Source organism: Methylobacterium gregans, assembly GCF_022179245.1.
Classification (GTDB): Bacteria; Pseudomonadota; Alphaproteobacteria; order Rhizobiales; family Beijerinckiaceae; genus Methylobacterium; species Methylobacterium gregans.
The window spans coordinates 37,792-56,071 of record NZ_BPQM01000025.1 but is presented as its reverse complement, the minus strand read 5'-3'; the positions used below and the strand labels follow the sequence as shown (position 1 = coordinate 56,071).

17 protein-coding genes and 1 riboswitch are annotated in these 18,280 nt (G+C 73.3%); of the genes, 5 read left to right on the top strand and 12 right to left on the bottom strand.

The window, feature by feature from the left end:
* Positions 1-3: 3 nt before the first annotated feature.
* A complete protein-coding gene (locus tag MFF54_RS05765) occupies positions 4-1,281 on the bottom strand; it encodes a DUF1217 domain-containing protein (RefSeq protein ID WP_238301665.1) in 1,278 nt (425 codons plus the stop codon).
* A 112-nt stretch (positions 1,282-1,393) separates the two neighbouring features.
* Positions 1,394-1,954 carry a hypothetical protein gene (locus MFF54_RS05760; RefSeq protein WP_238301664.1) on the bottom strand — a complete coding sequence of 187 codons (561 nt, stop codon included), beginning with the start codon at positions 1,952-1,954 and terminating at the stop codon, positions 1,394-1,396.
* Between the two features lie 106 nt (positions 1,955-2,060).
* Between MFF54_RS05760 and MFF54_RS05755 the strand changes: the two genes are divergently transcribed.
* A complete protein-coding gene (locus tag MFF54_RS05755; RefSeq protein ID WP_238301663.1) occupies positions 2,061-2,414 on the top strand; it encodes a PilZ domain-containing protein in 354 nt (117 codons plus the stop codon).
* A gap of 51 nt (positions 2,415-2,465) precedes the next feature.
* Here the strand turns inward: MFF54_RS05755 and MFF54_RS05750 are convergent, their stop codons facing one another.
* From MFF54_RS05750 to MFF54_RS05730, 5 genes are all read right to left on the bottom strand, one after another.
* Positions 2,466-3,740, bottom strand: a complete 1,275-nt coding sequence (locus tag MFF54_RS05750) for a glycosyltransferase family A protein (RefSeq protein WP_238301662.1) — start codon at positions 3,738-3,740, stop codon at positions 2,466-2,468.
* A gap of 42 nt (positions 3,741-3,782) precedes the next feature.
* Positions 3,783-6,065: an O-linked N-acetylglucosamine transferase family protein gene (locus tag MFF54_RS05745; protein WP_238301661.1), complete on the bottom strand. Its 2,283-nt coding sequence runs from the start codon at positions 6,063-6,065 to the stop codon at positions 3,783-3,785.
* A gap of 263 nt (positions 6,066-6,328) precedes the next feature.
* Positions 6,329-7,372, bottom strand: coding sequence for a flagellin N-terminal helical domain-containing protein (locus MFF54_RS05740; protein ID WP_238301660.1), 1,044 nt, complete (start codon positions 7,370-7,372; stop codon positions 6,329-6,331).
* Positions 7,373-7,660: 288 nt separating this feature from the next.
* Complete coding sequence (locus MFF54_RS05735; RefSeq protein WP_238301659.1) at positions 7,661-8,728, bottom strand: flagellin N-terminal helical domain-containing protein; 1,068 nt, start codon at positions 8,726-8,728, stop codon at positions 7,661-7,663.
* A gap of 269 nt (positions 8,729-8,997) precedes the next feature.
* Positions 8,998-9,675 (bottom strand): response regulator transcription factor, encoded by a 678-nt coding sequence (locus tag MFF54_RS05730; RefSeq protein WP_238301658.1) that lies wholly within the window; start codon positions 9,673-9,675, stop codon positions 8,998-9,000.
* A 396-nt stretch (positions 9,676-10,071) separates the two neighbouring features.
* Here MFF54_RS05730 and MFF54_RS05725 point away from each other — a divergent pair, with 396 nt between their 5' ends.
* On the top strand, positions 10,072-10,263 hold the full coding sequence (locus tag MFF54_RS05725; protein WP_238301657.1) for a hypothetical protein: 192 nt from the start codon (positions 10,072-10,074) through the stop codon (positions 10,261-10,263).
* 47 nt (positions 10,264-10,310) lie between these two features.
* Here the strand turns inward: MFF54_RS05725 and MFF54_RS05720 are convergent, their stop codons facing one another.
* Positions 10,311-10,460 (bottom strand): hypothetical protein, encoded by a 150-nt coding sequence (locus MFF54_RS05720; protein WP_238301656.1) that lies wholly within the window; start codon positions 10,458-10,460, stop codon positions 10,311-10,313.
* 159 nt (positions 10,461-10,619) lie between these two features.
* On the opposite strand from MFF54_RS05720, the gene MFF54_RS05715 reads away from it, so the two are divergent.
* The gene (locus MFF54_RS05715; protein ID WP_238301655.1) at positions 10,620-11,015 is read left to right on the top strand and encodes a VanZ family protein; all 396 of its coding nucleotides are present in this window, start codon (positions 10,620-10,622) and stop codon (positions 11,013-11,015) included.
* Positions 11,016-11,159: 144 nt separating this feature from the next.
* On the opposite strand, the gene MFF54_RS05710 is transcribed toward MFF54_RS05715, so the two are convergent.
* The 4 genes from MFF54_RS05710 to MFF54_RS05695 form a co-directional block, all read right to left on the bottom strand.
* The gene (locus MFF54_RS05710) at positions 11,160-13,406 is read right to left on the bottom strand and encodes a TonB-dependent receptor (protein WP_238301654.1); all 2,247 of its coding nucleotides are present in this window, start codon (positions 13,404-13,406) and stop codon (positions 11,160-11,162) included.
* Positions 13,407-13,726: 320 nt separating this feature from the next.
* Positions 13,727-13,920, bottom strand: a riboswitch (cobalamin riboswitch).
* Positions 13,921-14,124: 204 nt separating this feature from the next.
* A complete protein-coding gene (locus MFF54_RS05705) occupies positions 14,125-15,390 on the bottom strand; it encodes an NAD(P)/FAD-dependent oxidoreductase (RefSeq protein WP_238301653.1) in 1,266 nt (421 codons plus the stop codon).
* A 106-nt stretch (positions 15,391-15,496) separates the two neighbouring features.
* A complete protein-coding gene (locus MFF54_RS05700) occupies positions 15,497-15,931 on the bottom strand; it encodes a hypothetical protein (RefSeq protein ID WP_238301652.1) in 435 nt (144 codons plus the stop codon).
* 5 nt (positions 15,932-15,936) lie between these two features.
* Positions 15,937-16,431 (bottom strand): phosphohydrolase, encoded by a 495-nt coding sequence (locus MFF54_RS05695; protein ID WP_238301651.1) that lies wholly within the window; start codon positions 16,429-16,431, stop codon positions 15,937-15,939.
* 171 nt (positions 16,432-16,602) lie between these two features.
* Here MFF54_RS05695 and MFF54_RS05690 point away from each other — a divergent pair, with 171 nt between their 5' ends.
* Positions 16,603-17,943: an MFS transporter gene (locus MFF54_RS05690; RefSeq protein ID WP_238301650.1), complete on the top strand. Its 1,341-nt coding sequence runs from the start codon at positions 16,603-16,605 to the stop codon at positions 17,941-17,943.
* Positions 17,944-18,004: 61 nt separating this feature from the next.
* Positions 18,005-18,244: a hypothetical protein gene (locus tag MFF54_RS05685; protein WP_238301649.1), complete on the top strand. Its 240-nt coding sequence runs from the start codon at positions 18,005-18,007 to the stop codon at positions 18,242-18,244.
* The last annotated feature ends 36 nt before the right edge of the window (positions 18,245-18,280 follow it).

Below are 18,280 nucleotides of genomic sequence, written 5' to 3'. Positions count from 1 at the left end.
GACTCAGCCCCCGGTCCGTGCGGCGCGCAGGGCGCTCATCATGTCGGCGGTGATGCCGGCGGAGCCGTCGTCGCCGGTGAAGAGGGCGAGGACCGGCGCGGAGGCGGTGTTGTTCTGCGCGTCCCAGATCGCCGCGAAGCGTCGGACCAGCTTCTCCAGGGCGGCCGGGTCCTTCAGGCTCGCGAGGTCGATCTTCTCCGCGATCCGCTTGGCGCGCTGCGCCAGGGCGTCGCTGGAGGTCGTCGAGCTGGAGGCCGGCAGGCCGAGCAGCGTGTTGGCGACCTGGGTCAGCGCCGTGTCGCCCAGGATGTCGTAGGCGCTCTTCACGCTCGGCGCCTTGCGGGCGAAGTAGAGGGCGAGGCGCACGCCCGTGTCGTCGGCGCCCGCATCCGCCTCGATCGACTGGCGCAGGTAGGCGTCGGTGACGGTCTGGGCCGCGAGGTCCGGGGCGACGTTGGTGCCGAAGCCGACGCTCACCGCCGTCTGGCCCGAGGCGGGGGCGGCGACGCGGAGCGTTACGGTGCGGGCCGCCCCCGTGCCCGCATAGGCGGTGTCGGCGTCCGCGCCCGTGCCGCCGGCCTTCTGGTCGGCCCCGAGATCGGTGTAGGCGGTCGTGGTGACGATCAGGCTGTCGAAGATGTCGAGGTTGACCTGGACTTTGCCCTTCAGCCCGGCCTCGCCGGAGGCCGCGATCTGGCTCTGGATCGCCGAGAGGAGGGCGGCCGGCTTCACCGCCGCGAGGTCGCTGGCGAAATCCGCCAGCGTGTCCTTGTTGAGCACGATCGTGGCGCTCGCCGCCTTGCCCGTCGCGAGCTGGGTGGTGAGCGTGAAGCGCGCCTCGTTGGTGCCGCTGAAGTCCAGGCTGGCCGGGAGCACCGCGCCCTCGAGGCGCGCCGCGGCCGCCGCGGCCTCGTCCGAGCCGGCCAGGATCGCGTCGCTGCCCTTGGCCGCCTGCACCGAGGCGAAGTCGAAAGCCTTGGCGATGGCGACGTAGCGGTCGTCCGCCAGCCGGTTGGCGAAGCTCGACGGGCTCGATGCGCCCTCGCTCAGGACCTTGCGCATGAAGGCCTTGGCGTAGGTCATGTCCTCCAGGCCGAAGGCCTTCATGGCGTAGGTGTAGAGGCGCCGGTCCGCGAGCAGGTCGTCGACCGACGTCACCTTGCCGATGTTGGCCGCGTAATAGGCACTCTCCCGGGCGACCGTCGGGTCCGCGGCCTTGCGCTTCATCGCCGCCGTGAGATCGCGCGCGATGAGCGTGTAGCTGGTGAGCGTGCTGGTCACGGCCGCGCGTTCCTTGCCCTCGCCGCGTCGGCGACGGTCGCCTGCCGCTCTAGGCGGGGACGCTTGCTCCAGGCTGTCGGGCTCCAGGCTGTCGGGCGCGTCATGGGCCGTCTCACAGCCGGGCCGGGCCGATGATGGTCTGGGTGGTGATCACCACCCAGCCCGCGCCGGTGCTGCGGATGGCGAGCACGCGGCCCGCCCCCGGCAACTCGCCGCCCGCAGCGACCTCGCGGACCGGGCCGCCGGCCTCCTCCAGCACCGCGACGCTGCCCGCGGGGCCCGTCGAGACCCGGCGCAGGGTGTAGCTGCCGCCGCTTGCGGGCTCCGGCGGCTCGGCGACGAGCGCGGCGCGGCGCTCGGGGATCGCGCCGGTCGTCGTCGGGTCGAGGTCGACCGGCACAGGCGCCGGGTCCGGGCCGCGCTTCCAGGCGAAGGTCTGCATACCGGCCGGGAGCACGGCCTGCACCGCGTAGGGCCGGCTGCCGCCGGTGATGACGTAGCCCGCAAACCCGCTCGCGGTCAGCGCCAGCAGGAGCGCGGCGCCGAGCACCGCGCGCTCGACGCGCGCCTCGCGGCGGCGGCGGCGCGCCACCGCGCCGGCGAGGGGACGCGCCGGCAGGCGAGGCCGGTCCGGAGCCGGTCTGGCCGGGGAAGCGGGGCGGAGCAGCGACATGGGAGGCGGCGTGGCACAGCAGATGGCAGTCCGTTAAGGTTTCGCCTCTTATGCTTGACGCTCCGTTAACGGCCCTGCCCCGGCCGGCAGGAAGGCGCCAGACCCGTTGAGCCCGCTCTTGACGCCGATGACGACCCATCCGGACGCACTCACCACAGGCTCAGCGCCCGGAGCGGGCACGGGGCCTGTCGCGGGCCGGGCGGCTGAGCTGGGCAGTCCCCTGCCCCGGGCGAAGCGCCACCGCGTGCTGCTGCAGGGGCGGATCGTGGCCGGCGCGCAGCTCCAGCCCTGCGTGATCCGGGATCTCTCCCGCAGCGGAGCCAAGATCCGCGTGGCGCCCCGGATCGCCCTCCCCGACCGGTTCGACCTCGTGATCGCCTCCGACGAGCTGCGCACCGTGCGCGCCTGCCTGCGCTGGCGCCGGGGCGAGTTCGCGGGCCTCGTCTTCGAGGGCGTGTAGCCGGGCCCGGACGTTCCGCTGGACGGCCGGGGAGAGGGCCCGGAACGGGCCTCAGGGCAGGCAGATGCCGGCGATCAGGTCGCGCTCGTCGACCACGAGGCTCGGCGCGTAGCCCTGTTCGATGAAGCGCGCGCGCTCGTCCGCGGCCTTCTCGCCGAGGAAGACGAGGCTTCCGCGGATCGCCTTCTCGCCCGGCGCCTCCAGGGGCGGGGCCACCAGGATGCGCCGCTCCAGGCCGAGTTCGCGCAGCAGGCTGCTGATCGAGGGGCCGTCCTCGACGCCGACCAGCACCACGCGCTCCACCTCGGCGGTGTCGTTGGCGAGCCGCGCCAGCGTCTGCACCGCCACGAGGAGCGGCAGGCGCTCCAGGTTCTCGACGGGCGGCCGGGCCTCGCCGAGGCTGAGCAGGCTCAGCCGGTTGTGGATCTCGTGGGCTGCCAGGAAGTCGCCCCGGCCCATGGCGACCCGGAAGGCGAGCCGCATTCGGGTCTCGACATAGGCGTCGATCGCGTCCCGGAAGGCCGGGCGATGGGCCGGATCAGGGGCGGCGCCGGTCCGTGCCATCAGGGCGCGAACGTAGAATTCGAGCCCGCCGCGGTGGAGGTCCCAGTCCGCCGCGTTCACGGCCGCGCTGTCGTGGCGCCGGCCCGTGAAGGGGTCTTGCGTGGCGATCCGGCGGAACGGCCGGGTCCGGAAGGCGAGCGCGCCCTCGGCGATCAGCCGGGCGAGGCCGACGAAGCCCGCGTGGCAGTGGCGGCTCGGCGCCGAGAGGGCGCGCAGGGCCTCGGCGCGGTAGACGGCCGCCTCCGGTGCGGCACCGTTCTGCACGAGGAAGCCGAACAGCTCCATCGCCTCGCCCGGCGCGAAGACGGCGTCGGCCGCGATCGCGTACTGCGCGGTCGCGACCGCGCCCGGCGCCTCGTCGTGCAGCTCCCAGGGCGCGTAGCAGGCCAGCACCTCCGGGTGCGCATCGAGGAAGGCCACCGCCTCGCGCAGGGCCCCCGGTACGGGCAGCTCGTCCTCGGCGAGCGCGACGCGGTAGCGGCCCCGGCCCCGCCGCAGGGCGGCGAGCAGGCTCGCCGCGTCGCCCGGCCGGTGCGCGGCCCCGGCGTGACGGAAGCGCACGACCGGCAGCCCCTCGGCGGCGCGGCGCTCCACGATCTCCTTGATCGCCCCGTCCGCGGAGGCGTCCGAGACCACGATCTCGCAGGGCTCCGGCAGGCCGCCATCGGCCGCCACGCGCCCGAGCAGGCGGTCGAGGAAATCGGGCCGCGCGCCCGCGGCGATGCAGAGGCTGAGCGTGATGTCGGTCGTGCGGTCGGTCATGGAGGGTCTCGGGACTTCTCGTCGGCGCCGGGCGCCCGGATCTCAGGGGCGGCCGGATTCGGGTCCGGATTCGGGGCCTGGGTCGAAGCCGTCCGGGAACGGCTCCCGCGGAACCGTGAAGGCCTCCGGCGGCCGGCCGGCGCAGCGCAGCGCGTGCATCCGCGCGTAGGCCGCCTCGATGCCGCGGGCGTAGCGGGCGGAGTCGAACAGGGGCGCCCGCGTCCGGTTGGCCGCGAGCCGCGCCCGGAGCGCGTCGAGGCGCGGCGGGTCCGAGGCGAGCGCCGAGGCCAGCGCCTCGTAGGCGTCGGGCGTATCGGTGACCAGTTCGGGCAGGCCGACCGCGCGCAGCAGGCTGCCTGCGACGCGGCCCGCCATGGTCTCGCCGAGGCAGGTCAGCACCGGCACCCCGGCCCAGAGTGCGTCGCTCGCGGTGGTGTGGGCGTTGTAGGGCAGCGTGTCCAGCACGAGGTCGGCGTGGCGCAGGCGGGCGAGGTGCGCGGGCGACCCGACATGGCCCGCGAAGACGATGCGCTGGGGATCGATGCCGTGCGCGCCGGCCGCGTATTGCAGGTTGTCCTGTGCGGCCGGGTTGGCCTCGTAGAGCCAGAGCACCGACCCGGGAACGCGCGCCAGGATCCGCATCCAGGTGGCGAAGACGGGCGGCGTGATCTTGTAGGTGTTGTTGAAGCAGCAGAACACGAACGCCTCGTCCGGCAGCCCGCAGGCGGCGCGGCTCGGACCCTCGGCCGCGATGGTCCGGCCGCCGTCATTGGGCTGGTAGCAGTCCGGCAACTGGACGATGCGCTCGTCGTAGAAGGGCTGGTGGGCCTCCGGCGTGATGAGCGGGTCGCCCAGGATGTAGTCGATGAAGGGCGCGCCCATGCTGCCCGGATAGCCGAGATAGTTCACCTGCACGGCGGCGGGGCGCAGGGCGAGGATCCGTGTGCGGGCCGCGTAGGTGTAGCCCTTGAGGTCGACGAGGATGTCGATCGCGTCCTCCCGGATGCGCCGGGCGGCGTCGGCGTCCGAGAGCGCGCCGATCTCGACGAAGTGGTCGAAAGCCGCCACCGCCCGGCACCGGATCGCGCTGCCGTCGTCGGGCCCGTACGAGTAGGCGAAGACCTCGAATCGCGCGCGGTCGTGCTGCTCGAACAGCGCCACGGCGAGCAGCGTCGTGGCGTGGTTGAAGAAGTCGTAGGAGAGGTAGCCGATCCGGATCCGGCGGCCCGGAATGGGCGCCGGGGGCGGCGGCAGAAGATCGGCCGGGGCGGGCATGTCGGTCTCCGCCCAGACCCGGGTCGCCCGCAGGATCTCGTCGGGGCGCGCCTGCATGACGAGCAGCTTGAACGGCGAGATGCGCGTGCCCGTCTCGAGGATCCGCGCGACGAGCGCGCGGTCCTCCGCGATCAGCCCGTCCCAGTCGCAGGCATGACGGCGCTGGTCGAGGAGTTCGTAGCGGGCGAGCACCGAGTCCGGGTCGAGGTTCAGCGCCGCACGGAAGCACGCCATCGCCTCGTTGATCCGCCGGGTCTGGCCGAACACCAGGCCGAGATTGATGTGGGCGAGCACGTGGCGCGGGTCGGCCGCGAGCGCGTGGCGGAAGACCGTGTAGGCCTCGGCCAGGCGCTTGAGGCCGAGAAGCGCGCAGCCCAGCAGGTTGTGCGCGGCCGCATCCCCCGGCGTCAGCTCGGTGAGCAGCCGCAGCGCGACGAGGCCCTCTTCCGTACGGGCCGCCTCGATCGCCGCCAGGGCGTGGGCGCTCAGCGCCGGCCCGGTCAGGGCGCCGGCCTCGATCCCGGACCGGTAGACCGCGCGCGCGCCCTCTGTCTCGCCCCGGGCGCAGAGGACGCGGCCGAGGAGCAGGTAGGCCTCTGGTTCCGCCGGCTGCACGGCGAGGAGGCGCCGCAGCGGTGCGACCGCGTCCGCGCCCTCGCCGAGGCGGACCAGCCCGTCCCAGCCGGCGCGGTGGTCGGCGTCGAGGGCCACGGCCTCGCGGAAGGCCGCGCGCGCCGCCGCCGCGTCCCCGCTGGCCAGCAGGGCGTTGCCGAGATCGGCCCGGATGTCCGGGTTTCGCGGCGCCAGGGAGGCGGCCCGCCGGAAGGCGGCGAGCGCGTCGGGAAGCCGGCCGGTCAGGCGCAGGCACAGGCCGAGGGCGTGCTGCGCGGTCGCGTTCCCAGGGTCGTGCCGCAGGACCTCGCGGTAGGCCGTCTCGGCGGGCGCCAGCCGGCCCTCCCCGTGCAGCCGCAGCGCCCGGCCGAGCGTCTCCAGGGCGGGCAGCCGTCCGGCAGACCGGCCGCCCGTGCGCGCAGCCGCCTGCTGGGGCACGCTCCCTCGATTCCTGCGTCCCATCCCGCCCGGCTCCTGCGGCCCGCGATCCGGGACCCGCGCGGCCGCCGCACGCTCGCAGGACGGCCGCCCGGCACCCTGGCCGGAGGCCCTTGCGCGGGGCTTGCGAGTCGCGACCGGGCCAGTGGACAAGCGAGCGCGATCCGGACCGCGCGCTCCGGACCCCAGACGCGCGAGGGCCGCGCTCCCGCTGGAAGCGCGGCCCTCCGACCGACGACTGTCTGTCCTCGTGCCGGCTGGGCTTACCGGAACAGCGAGAGCACGTTCTGCGAGCTGGCGTTGGCGATCGACAGCGACTGGATGCCGAGCTGCTGCTGCGTCTGCAGGGCTTTCAGCTTGGTCGATTCCTCCTCGATGTTGGCATCGACCAGCGAGCCGATCGAGGAGGTGTTGATGTCCATCAGCTGCTGCGTGAACTCCTGCTGCGACTTGAGCAGGGTGGACATCGAGCCGAGCTTGGAGGCGCCGGTCAGGAGCTGCTGGACCGTCGCGTCGACGATCTTCAGGTAGCCGGTGATCTTCGACTGGTCCGTATCCGACGAGGTCAGCGACTTGATGTCGAAGTCCTTGATCGACTCGCTCACGGCCGTGGTGCTGTTGTACAGCGTGATCGAGTACTTCGTGTCCATGAAGCCGCTCTTCGTGCTGCCGACCGCGACCGTCACGCCGGGGCCGGTGCTCGGAGCCACGGAGGCGTTGGAGGCGATGTCGCCGAGGGCGGACGACAGGGTCGCGTTCGTGCTGCTGGCGGTGTTGGAGTCGTAGAGCACGAAGCTGCCCGTCTCCAGCGTCGTGGTCGAGATCGAGACCGACTTGTCCTTGCGCGAGAAGGCCGAGACCAGATCCTTGTCGTAGGTGAAGCCGGAGGTGCTCGATTTGATCGAGAGCCAGTTCGAGCCGTTCATCACGGTGTTGTCGGCGTAGTTCTTGATCGCGTCGAGAGCGACCTTGATGTCGTTCTGCAGCTTGGCGCGGTCGGTGTTCGTGGTCGAGGCCGAGACCAGCGCGTTGCTGACCGTCTTGAGCTGGTCGATCACCTTGTTGAGGCCGGCCGAGGCGGCGTCGACCGAGTTCTTATCAAGGCTCATCGCGTCCTTGAGCGCGCTGAGCGAGCCGTTGTCAGACTTCAGGGTCGAGGCGATGGCCCAGTAGGCGGCGCCGTCGGCGGCCGAGCTGATGCGCTGGCCGGTCGAGACGCGGTTGCTGGTGGTGTCGAGCTGGGTGTTGATCGAGCGCAGGGTCTGCAGCGCGATCGTCGCCGAGTTGTTGGTCAGGATGCTGGTCATGGTACGCACGAACCTCGTGGCGAGCGGTCTGGGAACCTTTCATCGGACATCCGGGCTCGCACCGGGGCTCGCGGAGCGGCATCATGCCTTTGCCCCCGGGAGGGCAATCCGCGGCGCTTCCAGGCCCTCGCGGGCCTGACGGGTCTGCACCGGAGCGGGGGGCGGACCGCCTGTCCGATCCCCGCTCCGGCGACACTGAGAATGCTCCGGGCCTCGCTACGGAACCGTTAAGGCCGGGCCGGCCGCGCGGGTCGCTGTGGATCCGGTGGATCGGCTCCGGCGCGGGCCTCAGTTGAAGAGGGCGAGCACCGTGCCGGGCGCCGAGTTGGCGATCGAGAGCGAGCGCAGGCCCAGCATCTGCTGGGCCTGCAGCGCCTTGAGCCGCGTCGACTCCACCTCGATGTCGGCGTCGGTCAGGGTGCCGATCGCGGCGCCGTTGATCGCCGTCATCTGCCGGGCGAAGTCGCGCTGGGCCGTCAGGAGGGCCGAGGTCGAGCCGAGCAGGGCGGCCCCGTCCAAGACCTGCTGCAGCGTGGCATCGACCACCCGCAGGTAGGTCTCGATCAACGCCCGGCTCGTGTTGGGCTGCGTGATGTCGAGGGTGTTGATCGAGAAGCCGAAGCCGGCAACTGTGGGGTTGAGCAGGTAGCCGGTGTCGAGGAGCCCGTTCGTGTGGGTGTGCCCGGCGCTGACGACGGCGCTCACCGTGTAAGGGGCGCCCGTCGGCGATGCGCGGGTCGCGATACCTTGCGTGATCGCGGCCAGCGTGCCGGCCGGCGCCACGGAGCTCGACTCGACCCAGTCGGGGCTCGCGTCGCGCGCCTTGGCGTCGAACAGGATGAACTGCGACGCGTCGAGCGTGGAGCGGGTGAGGTTCGCGCTCCCGTCCCGGCGCGAGAAGGCCATGACGAGCTGCTGGTTGGCGGAGAAGCCGGGCGCGTCGGACTTGACCGAGAGCCAGTTCGAGCCGCCGACCGCGCTGCTCTCCGCGATGCTGCGGATGGCGCCCAGGGCGATGCCGATGTCGAGCTGGAGCTTGCCCCGGTCCGCCTGCTCGCTCTGCGCGGCGACCAGGGTCCGGCTGACGACCTTCAGCTGCTCGACGGTCCGGGTCAGGCCGAGCGCCGCCGTATCCACGGCGGTCTGGTCGAGGCCGATCGCGTCCGTCAGCGCCGCGAGGGAGCCGTTGTCGCCCCTGAGGGACGTGGCGATCGCCCAGTAGGCCGCCCCGTCGGCGGCGCTGCCGATCCGCGCGCCCGTGGAGACGCGCCGGTTGGCGGTGTCGAGGCCGTCGCCAGCCGCGCCGAGGGTCCTGAGGGCGGTGAGGGCGCGTGCGTTGGTGAGGATACTCGTCATGGGGAACCCGGGATACGCGAAGCGGCCGCGAAGGACGCACGTCCTTCAGGGACATCCGGGTTCGCACCGGCCGGCGGATGCGGCCTCATGCCTTCGCCCGCCAGGTGCGGGGAATCCGCCGTCGATCCCCGCCCCCGGTCTCCGAGCCGGGCATCAGAGCCGGTCGGCGACGCATCAGGGTTATCGGGAGCTTCAGGATGGCGGAGGATTGCTAAGGGTGCGTTAAAGCTAAGCGCGGGTTAAGCGGGCGGCGCGACGGCGCCCGCATCTCAGCCCACGAAGGTGTAGCCCGCCATGCGCTTGGCCTCGATCGGGTCGTGGCCGAGGCGGGCGCGCAGCTTCTTGCGCAGCTTCGAGATGTGGCCCTCGACCACGCTCTCCTCGCAGGCGCTCTCGTGGTCGCCGTAGACCGCGTTGAAGATCTGGGTCTTCGTCACCTGACGGCCGCGGTTCCGGGCGAGGTATTCCAGGATGTGGCGCTCGCGGCGCGGCAGGAGCAGGCTCTGGCCGTCGATCTCGGGGTCGCGCCCGTCCGTGTGGACGACGAGCCGGCCGGCCCGCTCGGGCGCGGCGGGCGCCGCGCCGCGGCTGACCCGGCGGCGGATGGCGTTCGCCCGGGCGATGATCTCGCGCACGTGGACGGGCTTGCGCACCACATCGTCGATGCCCGCGGTGAACAGGGCCAGCGTCTGCTCCAGCGAGCGGGTCTCGTTCAGCGCGATGATCGGCGCGGGCGAGAGGCTGCGGATCGCCGCCGTATAGCCCGGCCGGTCGCCGCAATCGCCGAGCACGAAACCCTCTACGCCCGCGAGATCGCCGGCCGGCAGGCCGCTGAGCCAGACCTGGAAATCGGGGGCGGGCAGGCCGCGGGCGGTGACGCCCTCCTGGCTGAAGCCGGCCACGTACTGGGCGGTCACGCTTTCCCGCTCGTCGACGACGATGAACATCTCGGCTGCCCTAGAGGCGCAAGACATCGCCGACGCCGCGCGCGAGGCGCGGCGACCGAAAATTGTCCTGCAGCTGTTCTTGCTCTGTTGTTCTCCGGCCAGTCGGTTCCGAAGCTCTTGCGAGGACTTCGGTGGATCCGCCGGAGGGCCGAACGTGTACCGTTCGTTAAGACGAGGATTTTGTTTACAATGGTTAACGCGTGGTTAACCGGCGTGGCCGCGGCAGCGCTCGCCCGCTCTGGCGTGGCGTAAGCGCAACGCCTGTGGCTCCCTGGCCACAGCGCCTCCCACGAGCGAGACCCGGGATACGTGCTGAACCGATCGTGTTCCGGGGTGTTAGGCGGCTAAGGCGTCCGTGCGAGGCGCCCCCGGAGGGCGACCACCGAGGAGAGAGGCATGTCGCGGATCAGCGTGAGGCTCGCGGGCGACGGCACGCACGCGGTGATCGAGGGCAAGGACCCCGTGGTGAGCGGGCTGACCCTCGACGAGGCCGAGAACTACCTGACCTTCATGCGCGCCTCGGCGCGAGTGCGGCGGACGCGCCGCCTGCCGGAGGCGCTGCGCCGACGGGGCGAGCGGCCGGCCTGACCGGGTACCCGGATGGCTGGTCCGGATCTCCGGTTCAGCAGCACATCTTACAGGTAGTGCCGGAACACGACCGCGTCGGGGACGGCGGCGCCTGCCTCCCGTCCGGGCACGCGGCCGGCCTCCCGGCAGGGCCGGCCGGATGCCGGGGCAACGAGCGCCAGCAGGGTGAGAATCCGTCGCGCCGTCACGGCGATCATGGGGACCTCCTGCATCGGTCGGGATGGTGACCGAACCGTCGGCCGACGCTTCGTCGACGAGAGTCAGGCTAGCGGTGACCGCGCCGTCGGGGCGTGCCGTTGCGCACCGGGCCGGTGCCGGGCGTTTGACCCCGGCGCGGCTGTTGCGTAGGCGGTCCGATGTCCAACACACCGTCTCATTTCCGGATGCTCGCGCGTGTCCTGGCCTGGGGGCTTCTCGCCGCGCTCGCCGTCGTGACCGCGGCCCCGATCGGCCTGCGGCCCGAAACCGCCCTGCCCGTCTCCGCCGAGCGCTTCGGCGCCTTCGCCCTGCTCGGCTTCCTCTTCGCCTGCGGCTACCCGCGCCGTCGCCTCGCGGTGCTGGCGCTCACCGTCGCGGCGGCGGGGCTGCTGGAACTGGCCCAGCTCGTCCAGCCCACCCGGCACGGGCGCGGCGCGGATTTCCTGGTCAAGGCGGCAGGGGGCGGCTTCGGCTGGCTCGCCGCCCAGGTCTTCACCCGCATCCTCACCCGGCTGCACCTCCTGCGCCCGGCGGCCCGGCCCGGCCGGGTCTAAGCCTCCCGCGCCGGCCGGGCTTAAGCCTTCCGCGCCGTGGCGCACCCGGAGCCGCGCGCTAAGCTGCGGGCTCGGAGCAGACTTCGGGCCCGCCCGGCACGGCCGCGGCGGGCCCGCCTTTCGCGGGGCGTCCGCGGGCGCCCCCTACCACGCCACGCTGTAGGCGACCTCGACCGAGCGCGGGCGCCCGAGCAGCCAGTTGCTGCCGACCCCGCCGACCGCGTTGCCCGAGATCGCGTAGACCCGGTCGAACAGGTTGTAGACGCGCAACGACAGCCGCGAATCCGGCGTGACCTGATGGTCGAGCCCGAGATTGACGAGGTTGTAGGCCGGACGGCGCGCGGTGTTGCCGAAATCGCTGAACACCGTGCCGACATTCTGCACCCCGACCCGCGCCTCCCAGTCGCGGGCGAAGGCGTACGTTGCCCAGAGATTGGCCACGCGCTCGGGCACGTCGATCGGCTGGTTGCCTGCGTAGGACACCGCCTGCCCGTTCACGACCTGCGTGAAGTCCTCGTACTGCGCCCGCAGGAGCGCGAGGTTGCCCTCCAGCCGCCAGCCGTCGGGGAGCCGCAGGGCCGCGGCGAGTTCCACGCCCGTGGAGGATTGGCTGCCGACCTGCACGCCGGCCGCGGCGCTGCCGGGCAGGCGCGAGATCAGGTCGTCCTTCACGATGCGGTAGCCGGCCAGCGTCCAGTCGAGGGCGCCGTCGAGCGCGATGCCCTTGGCGCCGACCTCGACCTGCCGCCCCGTGGCGAGCCGGAAGCCGGCCAGCGACTGCGACAGGGTGATCAGGCTGCCGACCGGGTCCGTCGCTGTCGCAACTTGCGCATAGAGGGCCGTGTCGGGCGTCGGGTTGAAGACGAGGCCGAAGCGGTAGCCGAGCGAGCGGTAGGTCTTCTCGAAGGTGTCCCCCGTCACGAGGTCCTGCCGGTGCAGGGTCGGCGCGTCGAAGCGCACGCCGCCGAGGAACGAGAGCCGGTCGGAGAGGATCAACCGGTTCTCGGCGAAGACCGAGGCCTGTGCGGTGTCGGTCGCGTAGGCCGGTCGCGCCCGCCCGTCCCGGGGGAAGAAGCCCGGGTCGTAGCCGACGAGCGGCACGCTGTCGGACGTGTCGAAAGTGAAGTTGTTGGTGTGGCGGAAGCCGATGTGGTTGACGTCGAACCCCGCCAGGAATTCGTTGCGGAAGCCGAACAGGCTGCCCCGGAAGGCGGCGTCGAAGCGGTTACCGACCTGTTCCTGGCTGTGGTAGATCTCCAGGTAGTCGCCCCGGTCGACGAGGCCGGTGGCGCGGTTGAAGCTGTACTGCTCCACGTCGAGCCAGTGCCGGCGCGAGGTCAGCCGGTAGGCGGTGTTGCGGATCGTGACGTCGGCCGAGGGCGTCCACTCGGTCTTGAGCTGGGTCCAGTTGTCCGCCCAGGTGATCTTCGCGTCGCGGACGTTGTAGTTGTTGAACCGGATCCGGTCCGGGATCCTGCCCGCGACCAGCGGCGTGCCCCAGTAGCGCTCGGGCTCCTGGTAGCCGAGATCGTGGGAGAGCGTGACGGCGAGGTCCGCGCTCGGCCGGAACAGCAGCGCGCCCGAGACCGCGAGGCTGCGGAAATCCCCCATCGGCGAGACCCAGCCGTCGCCGCGGTTGCCGCTGACGTTGAGCCGGTAGGCGAAGGTGTCGCCGAACGCGGCCTGGCCGATCGCGCCGCCGGAATCGAGGGCGAGGCGGGCGACGCCGTCGCTGCCGATCACGGCGCGGCCCGCGTTGATCGGCACGAAGCCGGGTTTCTTCGGCACCACGTTGATCACGCCGCCGATGGCGCCGTCGCCGTAGAGCACCGAAGCGGGGCCGCGCAGCACCTCGATGCGCTCGACGTTCCAGGTGTCGAACGGGAAGGTGACGGTGTTGGCGCCGACATAGAGGCGGGTGCCGTCGTAGAGCTGCTGGACCGAGTTCGGCCCCGCGAAGCCGCGGGCCGTGAAGGCGCCGTTGCCGTTGCCGGGCGCCGCGATGGTGGTGATGCCGGTGGCGTCCTGCGTCACCGCCTCGGCGACCGTGTTCTGGCCGCGCAGGCGCGCGGTCTCGCCCGCCACGATGTCGAGGCTGGCGGGCGTCTCCAGGGGCGTCAGGCCGAGGCGGCTCGCGCCCCGGTCGGGGGTGCGCAGGTTGAGGCCGACCGGGTCGGCGCGCGTCGCCGAGACGCCAGTGCCCTCGACCGAGATCTGGTCGAGCACGACGCGGTCGAGGATGGCGGGATCCCGGGCGGCGCGGTCCTGGGCGGCGCGGTCTTGGGCGGCGCGGTCCTGGGCCTGGGCGCCCGTCAGCGGCAGAAGGAGGAACGGGAGCGCGCGCGCGGGCACGGCCCACCGGCGGCGGGCGTGATGGGGGAGTCTGGGCATGATGCGGGTTCGGCGGTCCGGGCGCGGCGGCGCCCCGACGACGGCTCTATCGCGGATGTAACATTGTTACAATCGTCGTTCGTAACAATGTTGCAACCCTGGGCCCGGCGCGGCGGCAGGGCGGCGCGATCCCGGGAACGGGGCGCGCGATCCGGCAGGGCGGACGGGAACGGGGCGACGGCGAGCATCGGCGGGCGCGGGCGGCCTTGTGGCACGTCACCGCGAACGAGGTCTGGGCTTCCGCCGCCCCACGGGCATGCTCCCCTTGGGCCTGGCGGTGCCTCGACACCCGCCAGGACACCCCGCCCGGCGCGTTTCGCGTGTGACCACGGCTGACGGCAGGTCTCCTGGCTCGCGGGTCGTTGCCGTCTCACCGTCTTCCCGGGCCGGGGCCCAGTGACATGGTGGCGGAAGGCTCGCCGCTCACAGTTGCGGGGGCAGCCGCGGCATCGGGCGACAAGCCCTCACCGCGTTCCCTTTTGATCCCCGAAGGGAACCGTCCCGGCCAGCTACGGCCACGCTTTGCTCGGAGTCAACGCCGCACCGGCCGGAAAAGGCGCGGCGGGTCCTGGTTTCCAAAGGTCGGGACCTTTGGCGGGTGCAGGGTGGAACCCTGCATTTGGCCTCTCCGACCCGGCGGAGCCGGGACGGAGAGGCCAATCCCGGGGCCCTGCCCCGGGACCCCGCCCAAGGGGCTCGCCCCTTGGGGATCCCAGGATCACAGGCGCGGCCGGCGCAGCAGGCGGTCGGGGGCGAAGGGCGCGAGCGGCACAGCGGGCTCGGCGCCGGTGGCGAGGTCGGCCACGAGTTGGCCGGTGATCGGCCCGGTGGAGAGGCCGATATGGCCGTGGCCGAAGGCGAGGATCAGGCCGGGATGGCGCGGCGCCCGGCCGATCACCGGCATCCCGTCCGGCGTCGAGGGGCGCGAGCCCATCCAGGGCTGGTTGTCCAGCGGGCCGCCGAGGCGCAGCGTTCCGGCCGCCTCCCGCGCCGCCGCCTCGATCTGCCGGTGGTCCGGCGCGGCGTGGCGGGCGTTCAGCTCGACGCCCGAGAGCACCCGCACCCGCCCCTCCCCCATCGGGGCGATGATCGAGCCGGCGCCCGTGTCGAGCACGGGGCGCGTCAGCGGCGGGCTGTCCGGGTGCAGGGCGTAGTGCCGGTGGTAGCCGCGCTCGGCCGCGAAGGCGAAGCGGTAGCCCAGCGGCCGCAGGATCTCGGCCGAGGCGGCGCCCGCCGCCACCACGACCTGCCGGGCCCGGAGCGTCCCGCCCGCATAGGCGACCCGCCAGCCGTCCGCTTCCGGGACGAGCGCCGTGACGGCGCCCCGCAGGTAGTGCCCGCCGGTTTCCGCGAAGAGCCGCTCGCAGGCCTCCACCAGGGCGCCGGGCTCGCTGAGCGCGGCGGTCTCGGGGAGCAGCATCGCCCGCGCGTAGGGGCGCACCAGGGCGGGCTCGAGGTCGCGCAAACCCGCGCCGTCGACGATTTCCAGCGAGACGCCGTGCTCGGCGAGGATCGTCCGCTCCAGCGCCGCGCCCGCGAAGGCGGCCTCCGTGCGGTAGAGCTTCAGCCAGCCGGAGCGGCGCAGGCACGCGCGCGTCCCGGCGCGCTCCGCGAGGCGCTCGTGGGCCGGATAGGCGGCGGTGGTGAGCGGCACGAGCGCCGCGGCCGCCCGCCGCCAGCGCGACTCCCGCGCCGCGGCCAGGAAGTGCAGCCCCCAGGGCACCACCCGGAACAGGTGGGCGTGCCTGACCCGCAGGGCGCTGTCGGCGTTGCGCAGGTAGGCCGGCAACTTCGGCCAGAGCGCGGGACCGGCCATCGGGAAGATCGAGCCGCGGCTCAGCACGCCCGCATTGCCGTAGGAGGTGCGCGCCCGCGCCTCGCCCGGATCGACGAGGGCCACCGAGAGGCCGCGCTCGCCGAGCGCGAGGGCCGAGGCGAGGCCGACCATGCCGCCTCCGACGACGACGATGTCCAGCTCTTCCATTGCGGGTCCTCCGGGCGGTTGCGCCCACGCTCTGTCGCGGTCTCCATAGACCCGGCACCGCGCGCAGGCATCCCGGCCCGCGCGCAGGCGACGGTTGCGCCCGCGCTCAGACCGTCTTCCCGCGCGCCTCCGCCCAGGCCCGGTCGCGCGCCTCCTGCGCCTCCCGCAGGGCCGCGCGCTCGGCCGCCTCGGCGACGAGGTCCGCCCGCCGGGCCGCGGCGGCGCGGGCGGCCTTGCGCTTGCGGTGGGCCTCGGTTCGCGCCTTCTGGGCCAGGATCTCGTCGAGGCCGATCGGGTCGGTGCGCAGAGGCGGCGTCTCCCAGGGGCGCGGTCGGCGGGGCGGCGGCTCGCGCGGCGGGCCCCTCGGCGCCTCGCGGGCCGGCCCTCCCCCCGTCAGCCGCAGCGCCTCGGCGAGGCTCAGGCCCGCCGCCGCGGCGATCCGGGCGGCCGCCGCGGCCCCGGCCGCGCGCTCGCCCGCGGTCGCGCCGCTCTCCATCAGAGCGCGGCACTTGGCGAAGCGGTCCCGGTCGAAACGCGCCATGCGGCTCAGGGTCCGGTGTAGCCGAGGGCCCCGGCCGCCTCCCTGAGGCGGGCGAAGGAGGCGGCGTAGCGCTCGCGCAGGAAGCCCGCCTCCGGCAGCTCCCGGTCGGGCGCGAGGTTGTCCTCGTTGTCGGACATCTTCACGAGGATCGCCATGAGGTCGCGGCTCGCGATCACCCCGTCGATCCGCTCCGGATAGGGGATCGGCACCGCGGGCTTGGTCAGCACGCGCACCGCCGCGATCACCGCCTCGGGGAAGCCCGCCGCCCGCAGATCCGCGGCCTCGCGGGGGGTATCCTCCAGCACGTCGTGCAGCAGCGCCACCTGCATCACGGCCTGCGGGTCGACGTCGAGGCGGTCGACGCTGCGGGCGTGCCCGGCCCGGGCGAGGGCGCGGTTCGCGACCCGCTCCAGGTGGCGGATATAGGGCTGCCCGCGCTTGTCGAGCTGGCCCGCATGGGCGAGCGCGGCGAAGCTGTGCGCCTCGTAGATCGTCGGCATGGATCGTCGGCTGTCCGTCGCGGCCTTCGCCCGAGTGTAGCGGGCGGGCCGCCGAACCGCGAGGGGGGCGGCTCCCCTCCCGCCGTCGCGCAGCCCTGGGCCGCGTCCGGCCGGGCTGTCGCGCTCCGTCCGCGGCCCTACAAAGCCCGCCGGAACGACGGAAGGATCCGGATGGCCTCGACCGCGGCGACGCACGCCCCTCCCCACACCCCGCCGCATCCCGCGCCCCGTCCGGCCCTCGGCCGCAAGGCCGTGGCGGCGGTGGTGCTCGGCAACGCCCTCGAATTCTACGACTTCACGGTCTACGCCTTCTTCGCCAAGGCGATCGGCGAGGCCTTCTTCCCGGCCCAGGACCCGACCCACAGCCTGCTCGCCTCGCTCGCCCTGTTCGGGGCCGGCTACGTGATGCGCCCCATCGGCGGCGTGCTGATCGGCGCCTTCGCCGACCGGGCCGGGCGCAAGCCCGCCATGCTGATCACCATCGGGCTGATGGCCCTCGGCATGCTGATGCTGGCGGCCTGCCCGACCTACGCGCAGATCGGCGGCTGGGCGCAGGTCGTCGTGGTCGCCGGCCGGCTGATCCAGGGGCTGGCCCTCGGCGGCGAGGTCGGGCCCGCCACCGCCTTCCTGCTGGAGGCCGCGCCCCCCCGCCGCCGCGGCTTCGTGGCGAGCTGGCAGATCGCCAGCCAGGGCTGCGCCGCCCTGTTCGCGGGCCTCGTCGCCACGGCGCTCGCCCTCACGGTCGGGGACCAGGCCATGGCCGCGTGGGGCTGGCGCCTGATGTTCGGCCTCGGCCTCGCGGTGATCCCGGTCGGCCTCGTCATCCGCAGCCACCTGCCGGAGACGGCGGGCGAGGGGCAGGACCCGGCGGCGGCCGCCAGCACGCTGGGCGTGGTGCGCCGCCTCGTCGCCGAGCACGGCCGGCTCCTCGCCCTCACCTTCGTGGTGATCGCGGCCTCGACCGTCTCGAACGCGGTCGGCACCAACATGCCGGTCTATGCGGGCGCGACGCTGGGGCTGACCGAGACCGTGTCGAGCGCGGTGCCGATCGCGCTCGGCCTCGCCTCGGTGCTGTTCCCGCTGCTCGGCGGCTACCTCGCCGACCGGGTGGGGCGGCGCCCGGTGATGATCTGGCCGCGGGTCGCGATCCTGGTGCTCGCCGTGCCGGCCTTCTGGTGGATGGCCCGCGAGGGCACGGCGCTCGCCGTCTACGCCGTCACCTTCCTGCTCTCCGCCCTCTCCTCGATCAACGCGGCGGCGATCATCGTGGGCATCCCCGAATCCCTGCCGCGGGCGGTGCGCAGCGCCGGGCTGTCGATCGTCTACGCCCTCTCGGTCTCGATCTTCGGCGGCAGCACGAACTATCTCGTCAACTGGCTGATCGACGCCAGCGGCGACCGTCTGGCCCCGGCCTACTATCTCGCGGCCTTCAGCGTGGTCGGAACGGTGGCCGCCCTGATGCTGCCGGAGACGCGCGGGCGCGATCTCGACGCGGACGCGGAGGCGGCCTGAGGCGGGGCCCCGCGCGCTTTTTCCGTTTCCCGATGTGTCGCCCGCCACGAGACCGCCCAGGATGTCCGCCAGGACGGGCGCGTCGTCATCGCGCGAGGGCCGGAACCTGTCTCGGGACCTGCTGCGGCGGATCGTGATCTCCGCCTCCCTGTACCTCTTCGTCGCCGTCGCCGTGATGGCCGCGGCCTTCGTCCTCGACCGGCTGGAGCCGGACGCGGACGGCGCGCTGGCGGATCTCGGCACCGACCCGGGCGCCGAGATCCTGACGAGCTCCGTCACGCCCTGGACGGAAGCGCGCTGACGCCGCGGTTCCAGGGGCGGCCCCCGCGCCGCCGTC